A 15,565-nucleotide genomic window follows, 5' to 3' on the forward strand; every position below is an offset into this window, starting at 1 on the left:
CAAAACGGAGAATTTCCTGTCGTGCCCGTAGAACGTAGAAGGAGGTTTCTATATGGAAAAGATTAAAGTGGTTCAGTATGGCTGTGGAAAGATGAGCAAATACATTCTGCGTTATCTGTATGAAACCGGATGCCAGATCGTGGGAGCTATCGATAACAATCCGGCGATCGTAGGCATGGATGTGGGCGATTATGCGGGAATCGGCGTGAAGACGGGAATCCTGATCAGCAACGATGCCGACAAGGTGCTTGATGAGTGCGATGCAGATATCGCGGTTGTCACTCTGTTCAGCCTTGTCAGTGACTGTTTCGATCACTATATGAAATGTCTGACGAGAGGAATCAGTGTGATCACAACGTGTGAGGAGGCTACATACTGCTGGACGACCGATGCTGTCCGCGCAAATCTTCTCGATGTGACCGCGAAAGAGAATGGCTGTACTTTCGTCGGAAGCGGTATGGAAGATATCTTCTGGGTAAATATGGTAGGAATGGTAGCAGGCGGATGCCACAAGATCGAGAAGATCGAGGGTGCAGTCAGCTACAACGTAGAAGATTATGGTCTTGCACTTGCAAAGGCACACGGCGTTGGACTGACACCGGAAGAGTTTGAGAAACAGATTGCACATCCGGAAGAGATTGAGCCGTCCTATGTATGGAACTCAAATGAGGCACTCGCATCGAAGATGGGATGGACGATCAAGAGCCAGACGCAGAAATGTGTTCCGTATTTCCATGACAGCGATCTGTACTCCTCCACGATGGGAACGACGATTCCGAAAGGAAACTGTATCGGAATGGCAGCAGTTGTGACGACAGAGACGTTCCAGGGACCGGTGATCGAGACTCAGTGTATCGGCAAGGTATACGGACCGGATGACGGAGATATGTGTGACTGGAAGATCACGGGCGAGCCGGATACCGAGTTCCATGTTGTGAAACCGGCAACCGTAGAGCACACCTGTGCAACGATTGTGAACAGAATTCCGGCAGTGCTGCGCGCACCGGCAGGACTTGTGACGATGGATCAGCTCGAGGAGATCGCATACCCGACTTATCCGATGGAATTTTATCTTAATAAGTAGAGATAAGTGTAAATAATAAATTATAGAAAGAAATGATCGTGTGGGGCGGAGCGCAGCTGCAAATGAGCAGAGGCGCCCCGCCCCTTTTTATTCCCCCTTGCTTTTTTTGACAAAAATAATTATAATACATAATAACTTATGCGCAGAAGAGGTGGCTTTCCCATGGCAAACGAAGAAGCAGCAAAGAAGGTTGAGAGAGAACTGGAGGATCCGGCAGATTTTACGAGCCCGGAGGAATTGTACAAGGACCTAGTCCGCACCATCCGCAGATATCATCCGTCCGATGACATTTCGATGATTGAGAAAGCATACAGGGTGGCAGACGAGGCCCATGAAGGACAGAAACGGAAATCGGGTGAACCGTACATCATTCACCCGCTTTGTGTTGCGATCATTCTCGCTGATCTGGAGATGGATAAGGAGACGATCGCAGCAGGCCTGCTTCACGATGTCGTGGAAGATACGGCGATGACGCTCGATGAGCTCACGAAAGAGTTTAACTCAGAGGTGGCATTCCTCGTAGATGGAGTAACAAAGCTGACACAGCTGTCATGGGATAAGGATAAGGTGGAGATTCAGGCAGAGAACCTGCGGAAGATGTTCCTTGCGATGGCAAAGGATATCCGTGTAATCATCGTAAAGCTCGCCGATCGTCTGCACAATATGAGAACCGGACAGTACTGGAAGCCGGAGAAACAGAAAGAGAAGGCGAGAGAGACGCTTGAGATCTATGCTCCGATTGCCGATCGTCTCGGTATTTCCAAGATCAAGATTGAGCTCGATGACCTCTCCTTCCGTTTCCTGAAACCGGATGTATACTTTGATCTTGTGGAGAAGGTCAACCTCCGCAAAGACTCGAGGGAAGCGTTTGTCCAGGAGATCGTGGACGAGGTTCAGGCACATATGAAGGAGGCCGGAATCGAGGCGACAGTTGCCGGACGCGTGAAGCACTTCTTCAGTATTTACAAAAAGATGGTCAATCAGAACAAGACCCTCGATCAGATCTATGATCTGTTTGCAGTGCGAATTCTGGTTGACAGCGTGAAAGACTGTTATGCGGCACTCGGTGTCATCCATGAGATGTATAAGCCGATTCCGGGAAGATTTAAAGATTACATCGCGATGCCGAAGCCGAATATGTACCAGTCTCTTCACACGACGCTGATCGGAAATACCGGACAGCCGTTTGAGATTCAGATCCGCACCTATGACATGCACCGGACTGCTGAGTACGGTATTGCGGCTCACTGGAAGTATAAAGAGAGCGGAAGCGGAAAGATTGCTGCCGGAGACGAGGAGGCAAAGCTGTCATGGCTTCGCCAGATTCTGGAGTGGCAGCGTGATACAGATGATTCAAAAGAATTCCTCAGCATGGTAAAGGGCGACCTTGACCTCTTCTCCGACAGTGTGTACTGTTTCACCCCGACCGGAGATGTCAAGACGCTGCCGAGCGGATCGACCCCGATTGACTTTGCCTACTCGATTCACAGTGCGGTCGGCAACAAGATGGTCGGAGCGCGTGTCAATGGAAAACTCGTCAACATCGACTATGTGATCCAGAATGGTGACCAGATCGACATCATCACATCGCAGAACTCCAAGGGACCGAGCCGGGACTGGCTCTCCCTCGTAAAGAGCACACAGGCGAAAAATAAGATCAATCAGTGGTTTAAGAACGAGCTCAAGGAGGACAATATCGTCCGCGGCCGTGAGCTGATTGACCGCTACTGCAAGGCAAAGGGCATTAATTATCCGGACATCAACAAGCCGGAATTTCAGGAGAAAGTCATGACGCGTTACGCGTTCAAGGACTGGGATTCGGTGCTGGCTTCGATCGGACACGGCGGTCTGAAAGAGGGTCAGGTCATCAACAAGATGCTTGAGGAGCGGGCGAAGAAAAAGAAAAAAGAGATCACGGACAAGACGGTTCTCGACACGCTTGCAGAGTCGGATTCCAAGGCTCCGACATCCACGAAGAAGTCCAAGAGTGGAATTGTCGTCAAGGGTGTTCACGACCTTTCCGTTCGTTTCTCGCGCTGTTGCAGCCCGGTGCCGGGCGATGAGATTGTCGGGTTTGTCACCCGTGGACGAGGCGTCTCGATTCACCGCACAGACTGCATCAACATCATCAACCTTCCGGAAGATGAGAGAGCGCGTCTGATGGATGCAGAGTGGCAGCAGCCGGAGAGTGATGAGGGCAAGGAGAAGTACTCGACCGAGATTCAGATTTACGCAAACAATCGAATCGGAATGTTTGTCGACATCTCCAAGGTATTTACGGAGCGCCAGATTGACATCACCTCGATGAACGTGCGGACGAGCAAGCAGGGCAAGGCAACGATCGTGATGACATTTGACATCCACGGAGTTGAGGAACTGAACCGTCTGATCGATAAATTGCGCCAGATCGAGGGCGTTCTTGATATTGAGAGAACTGCGGGTTAATCACCGCAGTTCTTTTACTGTAAAGTTGTAAAGTCTTTTTGCCATAACATTCTTTTGCTGCATCTCTGCGGGGATGAGACGCAAAATCCCGGTGCTTCAGATGACAGGCGGGAAAAGGATAAAAAGGTTAAAAAAGAAAAAAAGATAAGAAAATAAGCAAAGAAAAGAAGATAAGAAAAAGACGAAAAAAAGAGTACGAAGAGAAAACGGGAAAACAGAAAAGGAGCTGGGAACGAGATGAGCGATTTTCGCATAAAGACCTATGTGCTGGGTGGAGTCAGCACGAACTGTTATATCATTTACCATGAGGGAAAAAAGGAAGCGGTGATCGTGGATCCGGCGGACAATGCGGCATTTCTGCTGAACAAATGCAGGGAGCTCGGTGTGGAGCCGGCGGCGATTCTTCTGACGCATGGTCATTTTGACCACATTCTGGCGGCAGCAGACATCCGCCGTGCGTTCCGCTGCAAGATCTATGCGCACATGGATGAGGAGCGCCTGCTCGGCGATTCCTCGATGAACCTCTCCGGAACGCTCGGAACAGAGCGCATGGAGCTGAGTGCGGATGAACTTCTGCGCGATGGACAGGTGCTTCATCTGATCGGATATGACTGGAAAGTGCTTGCAACGCCGGGACACACGGCAGGTTCTGTCTGCTATTATCTCGAGTCCGAGCAGGTGCTGATCAGCGGAGATACACTCTTCCATGAGTCTCTGGGAAGGACCGATCTCCCGACCGGAAGCTCCTCGGCGATTGTGAAATCCATCACGGAGAAACTCTTTGTGCTTCCGGATGACACGATGGTGTACCCGGGACACGGGGATCCGACAACGATCGGTTACGAGAAGAAATATAATCCGGTTGTGGCGTACAGCCGTTTCCGCTGATGTCATCTTGAAAATAGAAGGCGTGAGTGAATAGAAGAAAGACGGACAGAGGCAATTAGAGCAATGAGCGATAGAGGTATAGAGGTAGACAGATGATAGGAATTTTACTGAATGATGATGCTTACGAGCAGGATATCCGGGAACTGATGATGGCATTTTTTCCGGGAGAGACGTTTGTCCATGAATATCAGGACGGACTCAATCTGGCAGTGAAGGGAACTCTCTCGGAGGACAGGAAGACGTTTGATCTCCATGTGATTTCGTTCGGAGAACCGCAGTTTTTTGCTTTTTCCGAGATGAAACTGGAACCGGAGATGCGCGAGGAGCGCCGTGCGATTGAGGGAGAACAGCCGATCAAAGTGGATTATGACAACCGTTTTGAGACGAAAAACAAGATCAAGCGCCGTCTCTATCTGCTTTTGATGGAGAGAACGGGCAAACAGCTTCCGTGGGGAACGCTGACCGGAATTCGACCGACAAAGATTGCCCTGACAAAACTTGAGGCGGGGGAGCAGGAGAATGAGATCCGTCGGGAGATGAAGGAGACGTACTATGCCGGAAACGAGAAGATCAATCTGAGCATTGAGATTGCGCAGAAGGAGAGAGAACTTCTCTCAGGCATCGATTACCGCGATGGATACAGCCTGTATGTCGGGATTCCGTTCTGCCCGACGACGTGTCTGTACTGTTCCTTCACATCTTATCCGATTGGAAGATGGCAGAAAAAGATGGACCAGTATTTTGAGGCGCTCTTTAAGGAGCTAGACTACGTTGCAGAGAAGAAGCGCGGCTGCCGCTTAGAGACGATTTATTTCGGAGGCGGTACCCCGACTTCCCTGAGTCCGGAGGATCTCGACCGTCTGATCACAAAGATTGAGAACACGTTCGATCTGTCCCATGTGCAGGAATTCACGGTTGAGGCAGGCCGTCCGGACAGCATCACGAGGGAGAAGCTTCAGGTGCTGAGAAACCATGGAATCACCAGAATCTCGATCAATCCGCAGACGATGAAGCAGGCGACCCTTGATCTGATCGGCCGCCGCCACACGGTCGAGGATGTCAAAGAGCGGTTTGCGATGGCGCGCGAGCTTGGATTTGACAACATCAACATGGATCTGATTGTGGGACTCCCGGAGGAGAATCTTGAGGATGTCCAGGCGACGATGGAGGCGGTCAAGGCGCTTGCTCCGGACAGCATCACGGTTCATTCCCTTGCGATCAAGCGTGCGGCGAGACTGAACACGATGAAGGAAGTCTACAAGGATTTAAAGATTACAAACACGCAGGAGATGATTGACATCACGGCGAAATATGCCCGTGACCTCGGTTTAGAGCCGTACTATCTGTACCGCCAGAAAAATATGGCTGGAAATTTCGAGAATGTCGGATATGCTCTGCCGGGAAAAGCCTGCATCTACAACATCCTGATTATGGAAGAGAAGCAGACGATCATCGCCTGTGGAGCCGGAACGACGACAAAGCGCCTCTTCCCGGAGGAGAACCGGATTGAGCGCGCGGAGAATGTCAAGGATGTCGAGCAGTATATTGAGAGAATCGATGAGATGATTGCGCGCAAGGAGAAACTTCTCTCCATGTAAAGCAAATATCCATGTAGAGGAAATAAAAGAAAGCCGGGGGCCGGCTTGAACAAAACGATCAGAGGAAAATGACATTTGTCACGGTGACATGACAGATGTCATTTTTTTGTGCTTGTAAAAAGTGACAGAGTGCAGATGATTTGGATTGGGAAAATTAGTAAAATGTGATTACAGAGATGAAAAAAATATAAAAAATATGAAAAGATAAGAAAAAGGGGGAAGACGAGATGAAATATGTCGTACTTGTCAGCCATGGAACCTTTGCACCGGGTCTGCACAGCGTGCTGAATATGCTGGCCGGCGGCGGCCGCGAGGATATCCTGAGCACGAGTCTTCAGGATGGAATGGGTGCAGATGAGTTTGCGGAGAATTTCGGAAAGCTGATTGAGCCGGTCAAGGAGGACGATGAGATCATCCTGCTTGCGGACATCATCGGAGGCTCTCCGCTGACAACCGCACTCGATGTTCTGACGAAAAAGGGACTGCTCGCAAAGACAACTGCTTTCGGCGGCATGAATCTTCCGATGGCACTGACGGCAACGCTGATGAAGGATGCACTTGATACGGAGAGTCTCAAGGCAAGCCTGATCTCAGAATCGAGAGATGCGATCAAGGAGATGGAGCTCAAGCTCGACGACGATGAGGAAGATGATATTTAAAGCGTCGTTCACCTGCTGAAGATCAGAAGTTAAAGATCAGAAATGCAGAAGCTAAGCCGGAAAGTAAACGAAATAATTAATAAGGGAAATAAAGGACAAGAATTAAGGGCAAGAATTAAGGAGGAAAAACTTATGTCAGTATCTTTTGTGAGAGTAGATGATCGTATGATTCATGGACAGACCTGTACCAGATGGGCTTTAGAGTACCCGTGTGACGGACTTGTCGCAGTCAATGACCTTGCAGCATCCAATCCGGTTCTGAAGGCAGCATACAAGAGTGCTTCCGGAAAGAAGACCTTTGTCTGGACGATGGAGGAGTGGAAGGCAAAATGCCAGAAGGTGCTCGACAGCAAGGACCGCTATTTCCTGATTACCAAGAACCCGGTAGATATGAAAAAAATTCTTGTCGATCAGGGGTTTGATCCGGGTGTGAAGACTGTCATCATCGGACCGTGCAACGATCGTCCGGGCGCAACAAAGCTGGGAAATAACCAGTCGATCACTCAGGAAGAGGCAGAGGCTCTCGAGGCAATCATGCAGAAAGGATACAGCGTAGAATTTGCTCTGCTGAAAGAGGAGGCAATCGGAAACTGGACAAAGTTCCGCGGACAGTTTGGATTCTAAAAACGTGGATTTTAAATGAAAAAATCTTTTGAAAGGCAGGGATTGATTTATGCAAATTAATCTTATTCAGGCAGTCATTCTTGGTATCTGTGCATGTCTTTCCAGTATGCCGGGTCTTGGAGGCACGACATTCGGAAACTACACGCTGGGCCGTCCGCTTGTAGCCGGACTGGTTGTTGGTCTGGTGCTCGGCGACATGAAGACCGGAATCATCGTGGGCGCAGCAATTCAGGTTATCTACATCGCACTGGTAACTCCGGGCGGAACTGTTTCCGCCGATGTCCGTGCGATCAGCTACATAGGAATTCCTCTTGCAATCTGTGCAATCAAGGGAATGGGCATTGATCCGGCTTCCAAGCAGGCAACGGATATGGCAGCAACCCTTGGCGCAGCAGTAGGAACCCTCGGAACTGTCCTTTTCTATGGAACTGCAACGGTAAACCTGGTATGGCAGCATATGGGCTGGAAAGCACTTGAGGACGGAGATTTCAAGAAACTCTATCTCGTAGACATGGGTCTTCCGTGGCTGTCCCATTTCCTCTGCTCCTTCCTTCCGACCGTGATCATCACGATGGCAGGTTCAAGCATGGTAGATCTGATGAAGATTTACCTGCCGATGGATGGAATCGCAATGAAGACGCTGTTCACCGTAGGAAGCCTTCTTCCGGCAGTCGGAGTTGCAATCCTTCTGAAACAGGTTATCACAAAGGCAACGGACTTTTTGACCTTCTTCTTTGGATTTACACTGGCTGCATGCATGGGTGTCAACCTGATCGGTGCAGCTCTGATCGGCGGATTCTTTGCAGTCATCAACTACAAGATCCAGATGCTGAAAGTTCGTCCGGCAGTAGCTGGAGCAGCAAGCTATGACGATGATGAGGAGGATATATAAGATGAAAAAACTTTCAAAGAAAACATTAAATAAATCTTTCTTATCCTGGTTTTACGGCAACCTGACCTGCTTCTCCCAGGAGCACATGCAGACTTTCGGTTATCTGTGTGCGATGCTTCCGGTTGTGCAGGAACTGTATGACACGAAGGAAGAGCAGAAGGAAGCTTTAAAGACTTACTCCGCATTCTTCAACACAGAGCCGCAGATCGGTACCCTTGTAGTCGGCATCACGGCAGGTCTGGAAGAGGCGAAGGCAAACGGCGAGGGCATCGACGGTGAGACAATCAACGGTATCCGTGCAGGTCTGATGGGACCTCTGGCCGGTATCGGTGACTCCCTGATCGTGGGAACCCTGATTCCGATTCTTTTGGGAATTGCACTTGGACTTTCCGGCGGCGGTTCTCCGCTCGGCGCAATTTTCTACATCGTTGTATGGAACGCATTGATGTTCTTCGGAATGAAGTTCGCTTACTCAAAAGGGTATGAGATGGGCGGTAAAGCCGTTGAGCTTCTCGTAGGTGAGCAGGCGCAGGCAATCCGTGAGTCGATCATCATGGTCGGCACGATGGTAATCGGTGCGGTGGCAGCGAGCTGGATCAGCATCTCCACAGCATTTGAGATTCCGGGAATCATCACCCTTCAGAGCACACTCGATCAGATTTACCCGAAACTTCTGTCCGCAGCAACCGTTATCTTCTGCTGGTGGCTGATGACGAAGAAGAAAATTTCCCCAACCATGGTAATGCTGATTCTGGTCGTGATCGCATTTGTTGGCGTACTTCTTGGATTCTTTGATCCGGGTCTGTCCTACTAAGAATCACAGAATAGTTACTTGCGACTGGTTAATTGCCAGTGCTGTCCTCATTTCTGTTTCGTTCCTGCTTCATTCCCATTCCCCATATTTTTTGGAGTGAGGCAGGAAAACGACAGAGCAAAAGTGAAAAAAGGATATTTTGGCAGGTCAGATCTGGTTAGGTCGCCTTGGATTCAGATTTAGATTCAGATTCAGATGCAGATGCAGAAGCCGAAACGGAAATCGAGATCAAAACGATTTAGAAAGTGAGCGGAGGGATTGCAATGAACAGTGGTGCGGCACAGACCATACAGGATCAGAACATGCTGATCAGGGAAGCGCAGATGCAGATGGACGCCATAAGACGCCTTGGAAACTGGCAGAGAGGGTGTCTGTCGATCGCGGTGATCGGAGTGATTCTGGCTGTGAACGGATTTTATATGAATGCTGGAACTCTGAGGGGAGTATTTGGAATCATATTGGCTGTGTGTTTCTTCGCGATGGCTCTTGTCATCTGGACCGGAAGAAAAAATGGAAAAGAGAACGTGAAAAAAATTCTGGAGGCTGCTCATCAGCCGATCTCAGAAAACTTGTAAATCCCGGCATCTCGAAATTATTTGAGACGTGCTCTGGGGCATTGAGGCTGGCGCACATGAAAATGTGTGCTGGCCTTTTGTGGCATTGCGGTGGTGTGTTGAAGCATTGTTGGCGAACTCCTTCGTCTAATTTATGGAAACAGAAAATTGCCGAATTCGGGAAGTCATGGTAAAATGAGGGCAAGTGACAGATGCAGAAAACAGGGGGTGAGAGAGGAAGATGGACGGGCGCAGAAAGAGAATTCTGATGGCGGCAGTCAGTATGGTTCTGGTGGTTGTGGGACTTGAATTTTTTATTCTTGCGGGGAAGACGATTGCGTTTTACCGGGCGGGAAGAAAATTTGGAGCAACCTATATGACGATGAACAATCCGTTCTACGAGATCATTGACGATGAGATCCGCAATGCGCTTGAGGCAAACGGGGATATGCTGCTCACGAGAGATCCGGCACTCGATGTTGAGAAGCAGATCAGCCAGATCCGCGAGTTTGTGGATCTGAATGTCTCTGGAATTTTCATCAATCCGGTTGACTGGAAGGCGATCAAGCCGGCGCTTGAGGAGGCAAAGGAAGCGGGGATTCCGGTGATCGTCGTGGACAGTGATGTCTATGATGAGTCCCTCGTCCGCTGTACGGTGATTTCGGACAATTATCGTGCGGGGGAGCTCTGTGCACAACATCTGATGGAAACGCGGGAGAGCGCAAAGATTCTTTTGCTCGGTCACAGTGTGGCAAAATCGGGAATCGACCGCATTCAGGGGTTTAAGGATTTTCTGGCAAATGCTCCGCAGTATCAGATTCTCGATGAGGCAGACTGCTTAGGCCAGCTGGAACTTGCGATGCCGGCGACGGAGGAACTGTTGAAAAAGCATCCGGATGCCGATGTGATTATGTGCCTGAATGATTTGGCGGCGATGGGGAGCATGGCGGCACTGAAGGAGCAGGGAAGAGACGGAAAGATCCTCGTCTACGGGGTGGATGGCTCTCCGGATGGAAAGGGAATGATTGCTGAGGGGATTATGACGGCTACATCGGCACAGTTTCCGAGAAGAATCGGACGAAAGGCGGCGGATGTGATTTACCGCCTTTCTGAGGGGGAGAATGTTCCGAGACGTGTTCTCGTACAGACGGAACTTGTGACAAAGGAGAATCTGGAGGAATATGGAGCGGATGGATGGCAGTGATGAGAGAAACAGGATGAGTACAGCTGCACCGGTGGGTGTGCGTGAGATGACGCAGGGAGAAAAGCGGGAGTCGCTGATTTCTAAGCTTCAGATCGGAATCTATATTGTCAATTTTATCGCGGTCTGCTTTGTCAGCGGTGTGATGGCATATGCGCTGTGGAGCGTCGTCGGGCGGATGGAGGCCGGAGAATTTTTAAAAACCGTGAAGGTGAGACCGTGGAAGCCGGAGCAGATGATCGGTTTTTCGGTGTTTGGCTATATCGCATTTGTGATTTTTGGAAGCCTGAGCCGAAAGTGCGAGGGCGAGTGGGAGGAGCTTCGCCCGCTTTTTCTTGAGGCGGAGATTGTGGCGTGTATTGCGTCGGCAGCAGGCATGAATCTGGCATACAACGGACTTGTGCTGGTGATGGCAGCGGATATGATGCGCGGAGAGCGCGGCGGAAATCAGAAGCTGATGTTTGGACTCTCCGTGGTGATCCTGTCCACGATTCTCGATTTTGATCTTGTCGGAGAGCGATTTTCGATGATCTCCTGGGATGTCTTTCTGGCGGTGTTTGAGACGGATATGCAGGCAGTCTTAAAAAGTGTCAGGAGTATTCTGGTTTCGACGAATCTTGTACTCTTCATCTGGTATACGGCGCTGGTGATTCAGGAAGAATACCGGGAGCGCGAGCGGATCCAGTCTCTGAATGGCCAGCTGGAGCTTGCAAACAGAAAGCTCAAGAGTTATGCGATTGAGGCAGAGAAAAATGCGGAGATCCGGGAGCGAAACCGGCTTGCGAGAGAGATCCATGATACCCTTGGTCATGCGCTGACCGGAATCATTGCCGGTGTGGATGCCGCGGTGATGATGATGGAGATTGCGCCGGATGCCGCAAAGAAACAGCTTGAGAAGGTGTCAGAGGTCGCGCGCGAGGGAATGACGGATGTCCGGAGATCGATGAACAGCCTTCGCCCGGATGCGCTCGAAAAACTGGAGCTTGAGGACGCAATTCAGAAAATGCTCAAAGATATGGGGGAGACGGCAAAGGTAGAGATTGTCTTTCACGATCAGGTCCATCCGTTCCGTTTCCACGAGGATGAGGAAGAGGTGATTTACCGGGTTATTCAGGAGGCGACGACGAATGCGATCCGGCATGGAAAGGCGAGCTATATTGATATCGGAATCAGCAAGGTCGATCAGTGGCTCACGATTGCCGTAAAGGACAATGGCTGCGGATGTCCCGACGTGAAACCGGGATTTGGCCTGAAACATATGAGAGAGCGTCTTGCGATGCTCAATGGAACGCTTGAGTGCAGCAGTGAAAGTGGATTTTTGATTGTGGCAAATATTCCGATCAGATGGGGGGAACGAAACTGATGATGAATGGAAAAGAGAAAATCAAGATTTTGATTGCGGATGACCAGGCATTGATCCGGGACAGTCTTCAGATTATTCTGTCTGCGAATGAGGACATGGAAGTGATGACGCCGGTGGGAGACGGGCGCGAAGTCATCCGTGCGGTGCGCGGGGAGAAGCCGGATGTGATTCTGATGGATGTGAGGATGCCGGAGATGGATGGCGTTTCCTGCACACAGATCATCAAGGAAAATTATCCCGATATCAAGATCATCATCCTGACGACGTTCGACGATGACGAGTATGTATACAATGCGCTGAAATACGGGGCGAGCGGATACCTGCTCAAAGGTGTCTCGATGGCGGAGCTGACCGGGGCGATCCGGACGGTTTACAGCGGAAAGGCGATGATCAATCCGGATATTGCAGTCAAGGTCGTGCGTCTGTTTTCTCAGATGGCCCAGGGCGATTACGGAATTCATGTCGACAGCCGTTTCGTCGAGGATATTTCCAAGACGGAGTGGAGAGTGATCCAGCAGGTCGGATATGGCAGATCGAACAAGGAGATCGCGACGGCACTCAATCTCTCAGAGGGAACGATCCGGAACAATTTAAGTTCGATTCTTGGCAAACTCGATCTCAGGGACCGGACCCAGCTTGCGATCTGGGCTGTGCAGACCGGGGTGACAAAGAAGGATTTTTCGTGACGGGCTTAGATTTTTTCTGAAATTTTTTCAAAAATTCTTTCAAAAATTTTTTCGGGGGAAGAGGGCAAAGCGACGAGAAATTGACGGAGAAGAGAAAACAGATGATGCAGACGGCAGAAAAACAGGAAAATGAGAAGAAAAAGAAAGAAAAGGTCGAGATTCACACCGCAATGATCGGGATTCTGGCTGTGGCGATTCTCTTTGCCGGAGTCTGGGCAGTACAGAGAAAGAAGAATCAGACACTGGTGTTGAAGTTTGGCATGTTTGCCGGGAGCTATTGGGATGTGCCGAACGGTGACTGCTATCAGGTGATTGATGATGCGATTGCCCGGTTTGAACAGAAACATCCGAACGTGAAGGTCGAGTATACGAGCGGAGTGCTCAGGGAAGATTACATCGAGTGGCTGTCTGAGCAGGTACTCCTCGGGGAGGAGCCGGACGTTTTCATGATTCCGGACGGAGAGATGGAGAATCTGATTTCTCTAAATATTTTGAAAAATCTGGACAGGCAGATTCGTGAAGATCCGGACTTTTCAAAAGGAGAATACTATCCGGCGGCATTTGCGGGCGGGACGGCGCGAAACGGGCAGTATGCCCTGCCTTACGAGTGTGTCCCGACACTGATGTTTGTGAACCGGACACTTCTCGATCGGGCGGGAATTCCGATGCCGAAGGAGAACTGGACCTGGGAGGAATTTTTTGAGATCTGCAAACAGGTAACGCGGGACTTAAATGAAGACGGGAAGTTTGACCAGTACGGAGTGCTGGACTACAACTGGCAGTATGCGATTCGTGCCTCCGGAATCGAGCTGTTTGATGAAAAAGGAACGACCTCATTTTTCGGGGATCAGGAGGTTGAGGAGGCGGTAAGCTTTCTGATTGCGCTCCGGGCGCTCGATCAGGGGCATCTTGTGACCTCAAAAGAGTTTGATCAGGGCAATGTCGCATTTCAGCCGATGACGTATGCGGAATATAAGACGTACAAGCCATATCCGTGGCGGATTAAGAAGTATTCAGAGTTTGAGTGGGATTGCGTTGCGATGCCCGAAAAGGAAAAAGGTTCGGGGCGGACAGCTTTAGATACGCTTCTGATGGGAGTCAGCAGCCGGACAAAGAAAGAAAACCTTGCGTGGGAATTTCTAAAAGAGCTTTGTTATGATTTCGAGACGCAGAGCCAGATTCCGGAGTCTGCATCCGGTCTTCCTGTGATCCGCAAGGCGGTGGAGCAGATTCAGGCGGAGGACATCAATATGGCGGTTGTGCGCGACGCGATGGAATTTGCGGAGCCGATGCCGCATTTTGTCGGATATCAGGATGCGATGGAGCTGGCGGACCAGCGAATTCAGGAGATGGTCGACGATGGCGTGGCACTGGATACAAAACTTCTGAAATTGCAGAGGGAGATCAATACCTTGCTCAAAAATGAAACAAGATAAAAAGAGAGAAGAGAAAAAGAAAAACTAGAATTATAGAGGAGACGAGACAATTATGAAAAAGAATGATTGCAAAATTGTGTTCAGCGATATTGATGGGACAGTCCTTACCTCGGATGGTATGGTGACTCCGGCAACAAGGGAGATGATCCTTGAGATGGAAAAGGACGGAATTCCGTTTGTCCTGACTTCAGCGCGCTCTCCGGAGGGGGTCCGCGTGATTAAAAAGAAGATCGGCAACCATGCGCCGATGATCTGCTTTTGCGGTGCCTTGATTCTCGATGAGAATGAAAAACCGCTTTACAGCTGTCAGATTCCGCTTGCGACCGCAGTTTCGCTCAAACGGCTTCTCGAGAAAGAATTCCCGGAGGTTTGCTGCAATACATTTGGATTTGAAAAATGGATTGTGGATAACCGGGAGGATCCGAGAGAGCAGAGAGAGGAAGCGATCGTGGGATTTTCTGCAGAGATCGGAAAAATTGAGGAGGTCTTTGCGGAGGACGGCGGAATCCACAAGTTTCTGCTGATGGGCGAGCCGGAACAGATGAAACGCCTTGCAGTCCGTCTTAGAGAAGTATTTCCGGATCTCCAGGTCGCAGCGTCGAATGCGGAGTATCTTGAGGTGACAGAAAACGGAGTCAAGAAGTCCGTCGCACTGGAGACTCTGTGTGAGAAGTTGGGACTGAGTGCAGAGCAGGCGGGAGCTTTCGGAGACGGGGAGAGCGATATGGGAATGATTGCAACTGCCAAATTCGGCTATGCGATGGGAAATGCCCCGGAGGAAGTCAGACAGGCAGCCCCGTTTGTGACCTGCAAAAATGATGAGGAGGGCGTGCTTGCCGGACTTCGGGAGATTTTTGGATAAGATATTGATATTACGGAATACAGAGCTGTTGGTGAGCTTCCAACAGCTCATTTATTTTCATCACATCAAAGTGGTGTTCAATTCCGTAAATCAGAATCGCATCCCGGGCGGATTTCGGGTAGAGAATTCCAAGCTCGGAATATTCGAGAAGTCTCTGGATCTCTTTGAGAGAGAGTCCGGCTGAAATGCCGAGAGCGAGAACCTTGTCCCGTCCGGGAAGCCGGATTCCGCTCAGAATCTGATAGGCATAAGTGCGGTCGATCAGGGAATGGCGGATGATTTCAGCGCGGTTTAAATGTTTTTCGGCGATTATTTCTTCATAGGTAATTGCGAAACTCGCGGTGCTCGTTCGCAACCTTGAACCAAAACAAGGAAGAATTCGCGAAGAGCACGACTTGTGGAATGAAAAATGGATAATCGGACATTTTAGGCGCACTTTAATAAGCTATGGACTTTATG

The 15,565-nt window shown here is 49.9% G+C and carries 15 protein-coding genes; 14 read left to right on the forward strand and 1 reads right to left on the reverse strand.

The genetic code is table 11. From position 1 onward, the window contains the following. Window positions 1–52 precede the first annotated feature (52 nt). The 14 genes from ACR0QE_RS05705 (at window position 53) to ACR0QE_RS05770 (ending at window position 15,106) form a co-directional block, all read left to right on the forward strand. Window positions 53–1,084, forward strand: coding sequence for an NAD(P)H-dependent amine dehydrogenase family protein (locus tag ACR0QE_RS05705; RefSeq protein ID WP_432627397.1), 1,032 nt, complete (start codon window positions 53–55; stop codon window positions 1,082–1,084). A gap of 162 nt (window positions 1,085–1,246) precedes the next feature. Then, window positions 1,247–3,529 carry a RelA/SpoT family protein gene (locus ACR0QE_RS05710; protein WP_432627398.1) on the forward strand — a complete coding sequence of 761 codons (2,283 nt, stop codon included), beginning with the start codon at window positions 1,247–1,249 and terminating at the stop codon, window positions 3,527–3,529. A 237-nt stretch (window positions 3,530–3,766) separates the two neighbouring features. Next, window positions 3,767–4,417, forward strand: a complete 651-nt coding sequence (locus ACR0QE_RS05715) for an MBL fold metallo-hydrolase (RefSeq protein WP_432627399.1) — start codon at window positions 3,767–3,769, stop codon at window positions 4,415–4,417. A gap of 92 nt (window positions 4,418–4,509) precedes the next feature. Next, window positions 4,510–6,015, forward strand: coding sequence for a coproporphyrinogen dehydrogenase HemZ (gene hemZ, locus ACR0QE_RS05720; RefSeq protein WP_432627400.1), 1,506 nt, complete (start codon window positions 4,510–4,512; stop codon window positions 6,013–6,015). 227 nt (window positions 6,016–6,242) lie between these two features. Then, window positions 6,243–6,674: a PTS sugar transporter subunit IIA gene (locus ACR0QE_RS05725; RefSeq protein WP_432627401.1), complete on the forward strand. Its 432-nt coding sequence runs from the start codon at window positions 6,243–6,245 to the stop codon at window positions 6,672–6,674. A gap of 132 nt (window positions 6,675–6,806) precedes the next feature. Continuing rightward, the gene (locus tag ACR0QE_RS05730; protein ID WP_432627402.1) at window positions 6,807–7,298 is read left to right on the forward strand and encodes a PTS system mannose/fructose/N-acetylgalactosamine-transporter subunit IIB; all 492 of its coding nucleotides are present in this window, start codon (window positions 6,807–6,809) and stop codon (window positions 7,296–7,298) included. A 49-nt stretch (window positions 7,299–7,347) separates the two neighbouring features. Beyond that, window positions 7,348–8,190: a PTS mannose/fructose/sorbose/N-acetylgalactosamine transporter subunit IIC gene (locus tag ACR0QE_RS05735; protein WP_432627403.1), complete on the forward strand. Its 843-nt coding sequence runs from the start codon at window positions 7,348–7,350 to the stop codon at window positions 8,188–8,190. Between the two features lies 1 nt (window position 8,191). Next, complete coding sequence (locus ACR0QE_RS05740) at window positions 8,192–9,004, forward strand: PTS system mannose/fructose/sorbose family transporter subunit IID (RefSeq protein ID WP_432627404.1); 813 nt, start codon at window positions 8,192–8,194, stop codon at window positions 9,002–9,004. A gap of 263 nt (window positions 9,005–9,267) precedes the next feature. Beyond that, window positions 9,268–9,579 (forward strand): hypothetical protein, encoded by a 312-nt coding sequence (locus ACR0QE_RS05745; protein WP_432627405.1) that lies wholly within the window; start codon window positions 9,268–9,270, stop codon window positions 9,577–9,579. A gap of 220 nt (window positions 9,580–9,799) precedes the next feature. Beyond that, window positions 9,800–10,762 (forward strand): sugar ABC transporter substrate-binding protein, encoded by a 963-nt coding sequence (locus tag ACR0QE_RS05750; RefSeq protein WP_432627406.1) that lies wholly within the window; start codon window positions 9,800–9,802, stop codon window positions 10,760–10,762. After that, the gene (locus tag ACR0QE_RS05755) at window positions 10,740–12,122 is read left to right on the forward strand and encodes a sensor histidine kinase (protein WP_432627407.1); all 1,383 of its coding nucleotides are present in this window, start codon (window positions 10,740–10,742) and stop codon (window positions 12,120–12,122) included. Before ACR0QE_RS05750 ends, ACR0QE_RS05755 begins: the two co-directional genes overlap by 23 nt. Before the next feature lie 2 nt (window positions 12,123–12,124). Next, window positions 12,125–12,808 (forward strand): response regulator transcription factor, encoded by a 684-nt coding sequence (locus ACR0QE_RS05760; protein WP_432627414.1) that lies wholly within the window; start codon window positions 12,125–12,127, stop codon window positions 12,806–12,808. Between the two features lie 101 nt (window positions 12,809–12,909). Further along, on the forward strand, window positions 12,910–14,244 hold the full coding sequence (locus ACR0QE_RS05765; RefSeq protein WP_432627408.1) for an extracellular solute-binding protein: 1,335 nt from the start codon (window positions 12,910–12,912) through the stop codon (window positions 14,242–14,244). A gap of 52 nt (window positions 14,245–14,296) precedes the next feature. Then, window positions 14,297–15,106, forward strand: coding sequence for a Cof-type HAD-IIB family hydrolase (locus tag ACR0QE_RS05770; RefSeq protein WP_432627409.1), 810 nt, complete (start codon window positions 14,297–14,299; stop codon window positions 15,104–15,106). A gap of 10 nt (window positions 15,107–15,116) precedes the next feature. Here ACR0QE_RS05770 and ACR0QE_RS05775 read toward each other — a convergent pair whose 3' ends face one another. Continuing rightward, a complete protein-coding gene (locus ACR0QE_RS05775; RefSeq protein ID WP_432627410.1) occupies window positions 15,117–15,461 on the reverse strand; it encodes a hypothetical protein in 345 nt (114 codons plus the stop codon). Between the last annotated feature and the right edge of the window lie 104 nt (window positions 15,462–15,565).

Origin of the sequence: Brotaphodocola sp. (assembly GCF_050873065.1) — a bacterium.
Taxonomy (GTDB): Bacteria; Bacillota; Clostridia; order Lachnospirales; family Lachnospiraceae; genus Brotaphodocola.

Excerpts from the sequence above, each read along its gene's own strand:
- ACR0QE_RS05755 (WP_432627407.1), top strand. The coding sequence starts at position 10,740 with ATGGAGCGGATGGATGGCAGTGATGAGAGAAACAGGATGAGTACAGCT.
- hemZ (WP_432627400.1), top strand. The coding sequence starts at position 4,510 with ATGATAGGAATTTTACTGAATGATGATGCTTACGAGCAGGATATCCGG.
- ACR0QE_RS05725 (WP_432627401.1), top strand. The coding sequence starts at position 6,243 with ATGAAATATGTCGTACTTGTCAGCCATGGAACCTTTGCACCGGGTCTG.
- ACR0QE_RS05760 (WP_432627414.1), top strand. The coding sequence starts at position 12,125 with ATGAATGGAAAAGAGAAAATCAAGATTTTGATTGCGGATGACCAGGCA.
- ACR0QE_RS05740 (WP_432627404.1), top strand. The coding sequence starts at position 8,192 with ATGAAAAAACTTTCAAAGAAAACATTAAATAAATCTTTCTTATCCTGG.
- ACR0QE_RS05745 (WP_432627405.1), top strand. The coding sequence starts at position 9,268 with ATGAACAGTGGTGCGGCACAGACCATACAGGATCAGAACATGCTGATC.
- ACR0QE_RS05710 (WP_432627398.1), top strand. The coding sequence starts at position 1,247 with ATGGCAAACGAAGAAGCAGCAAAGAAGGTTGAGAGAGAACTGGAGGAT.
- ACR0QE_RS05750 (WP_432627406.1), top strand. The coding sequence starts at position 9,800 with ATGGACGGGCGCAGAAAGAGAATTCTGATGGCGGCAGTCAGTATGGTT.
- ACR0QE_RS05735 (WP_432627403.1), top strand. The coding sequence starts at position 7,348 with ATGCAAATTAATCTTATTCAGGCAGTCATTCTTGGTATCTGTGCATGT.
- ACR0QE_RS05730 (WP_432627402.1), top strand. The coding sequence starts at position 6,807 with ATGTCAGTATCTTTTGTGAGAGTAGATGATCGTATGATTCATGGACAG.
- ACR0QE_RS05770 (WP_432627409.1), top strand. The coding sequence starts at position 14,297 with ATGAAAAAGAATGATTGCAAAATTGTGTTCAGCGATATTGATGGGACA.
- ACR0QE_RS05715 (WP_432627399.1), top strand. The coding sequence starts at position 3,767 with ATGAGCGATTTTCGCATAAAGACCTATGTGCTGGGTGGAGTCAGCACG.
- ACR0QE_RS05705 (WP_432627397.1), top strand. The coding sequence starts at position 53 with ATGGAAAAGATTAAAGTGGTTCAGTATGGCTGTGGAAAGATGAGCAAA.
- ACR0QE_RS05765 (WP_432627408.1), top strand. The coding sequence starts at position 12,910 with ATGATGCAGACGGCAGAAAAACAGGAAAATGAGAAGAAAAAGAAAGAA.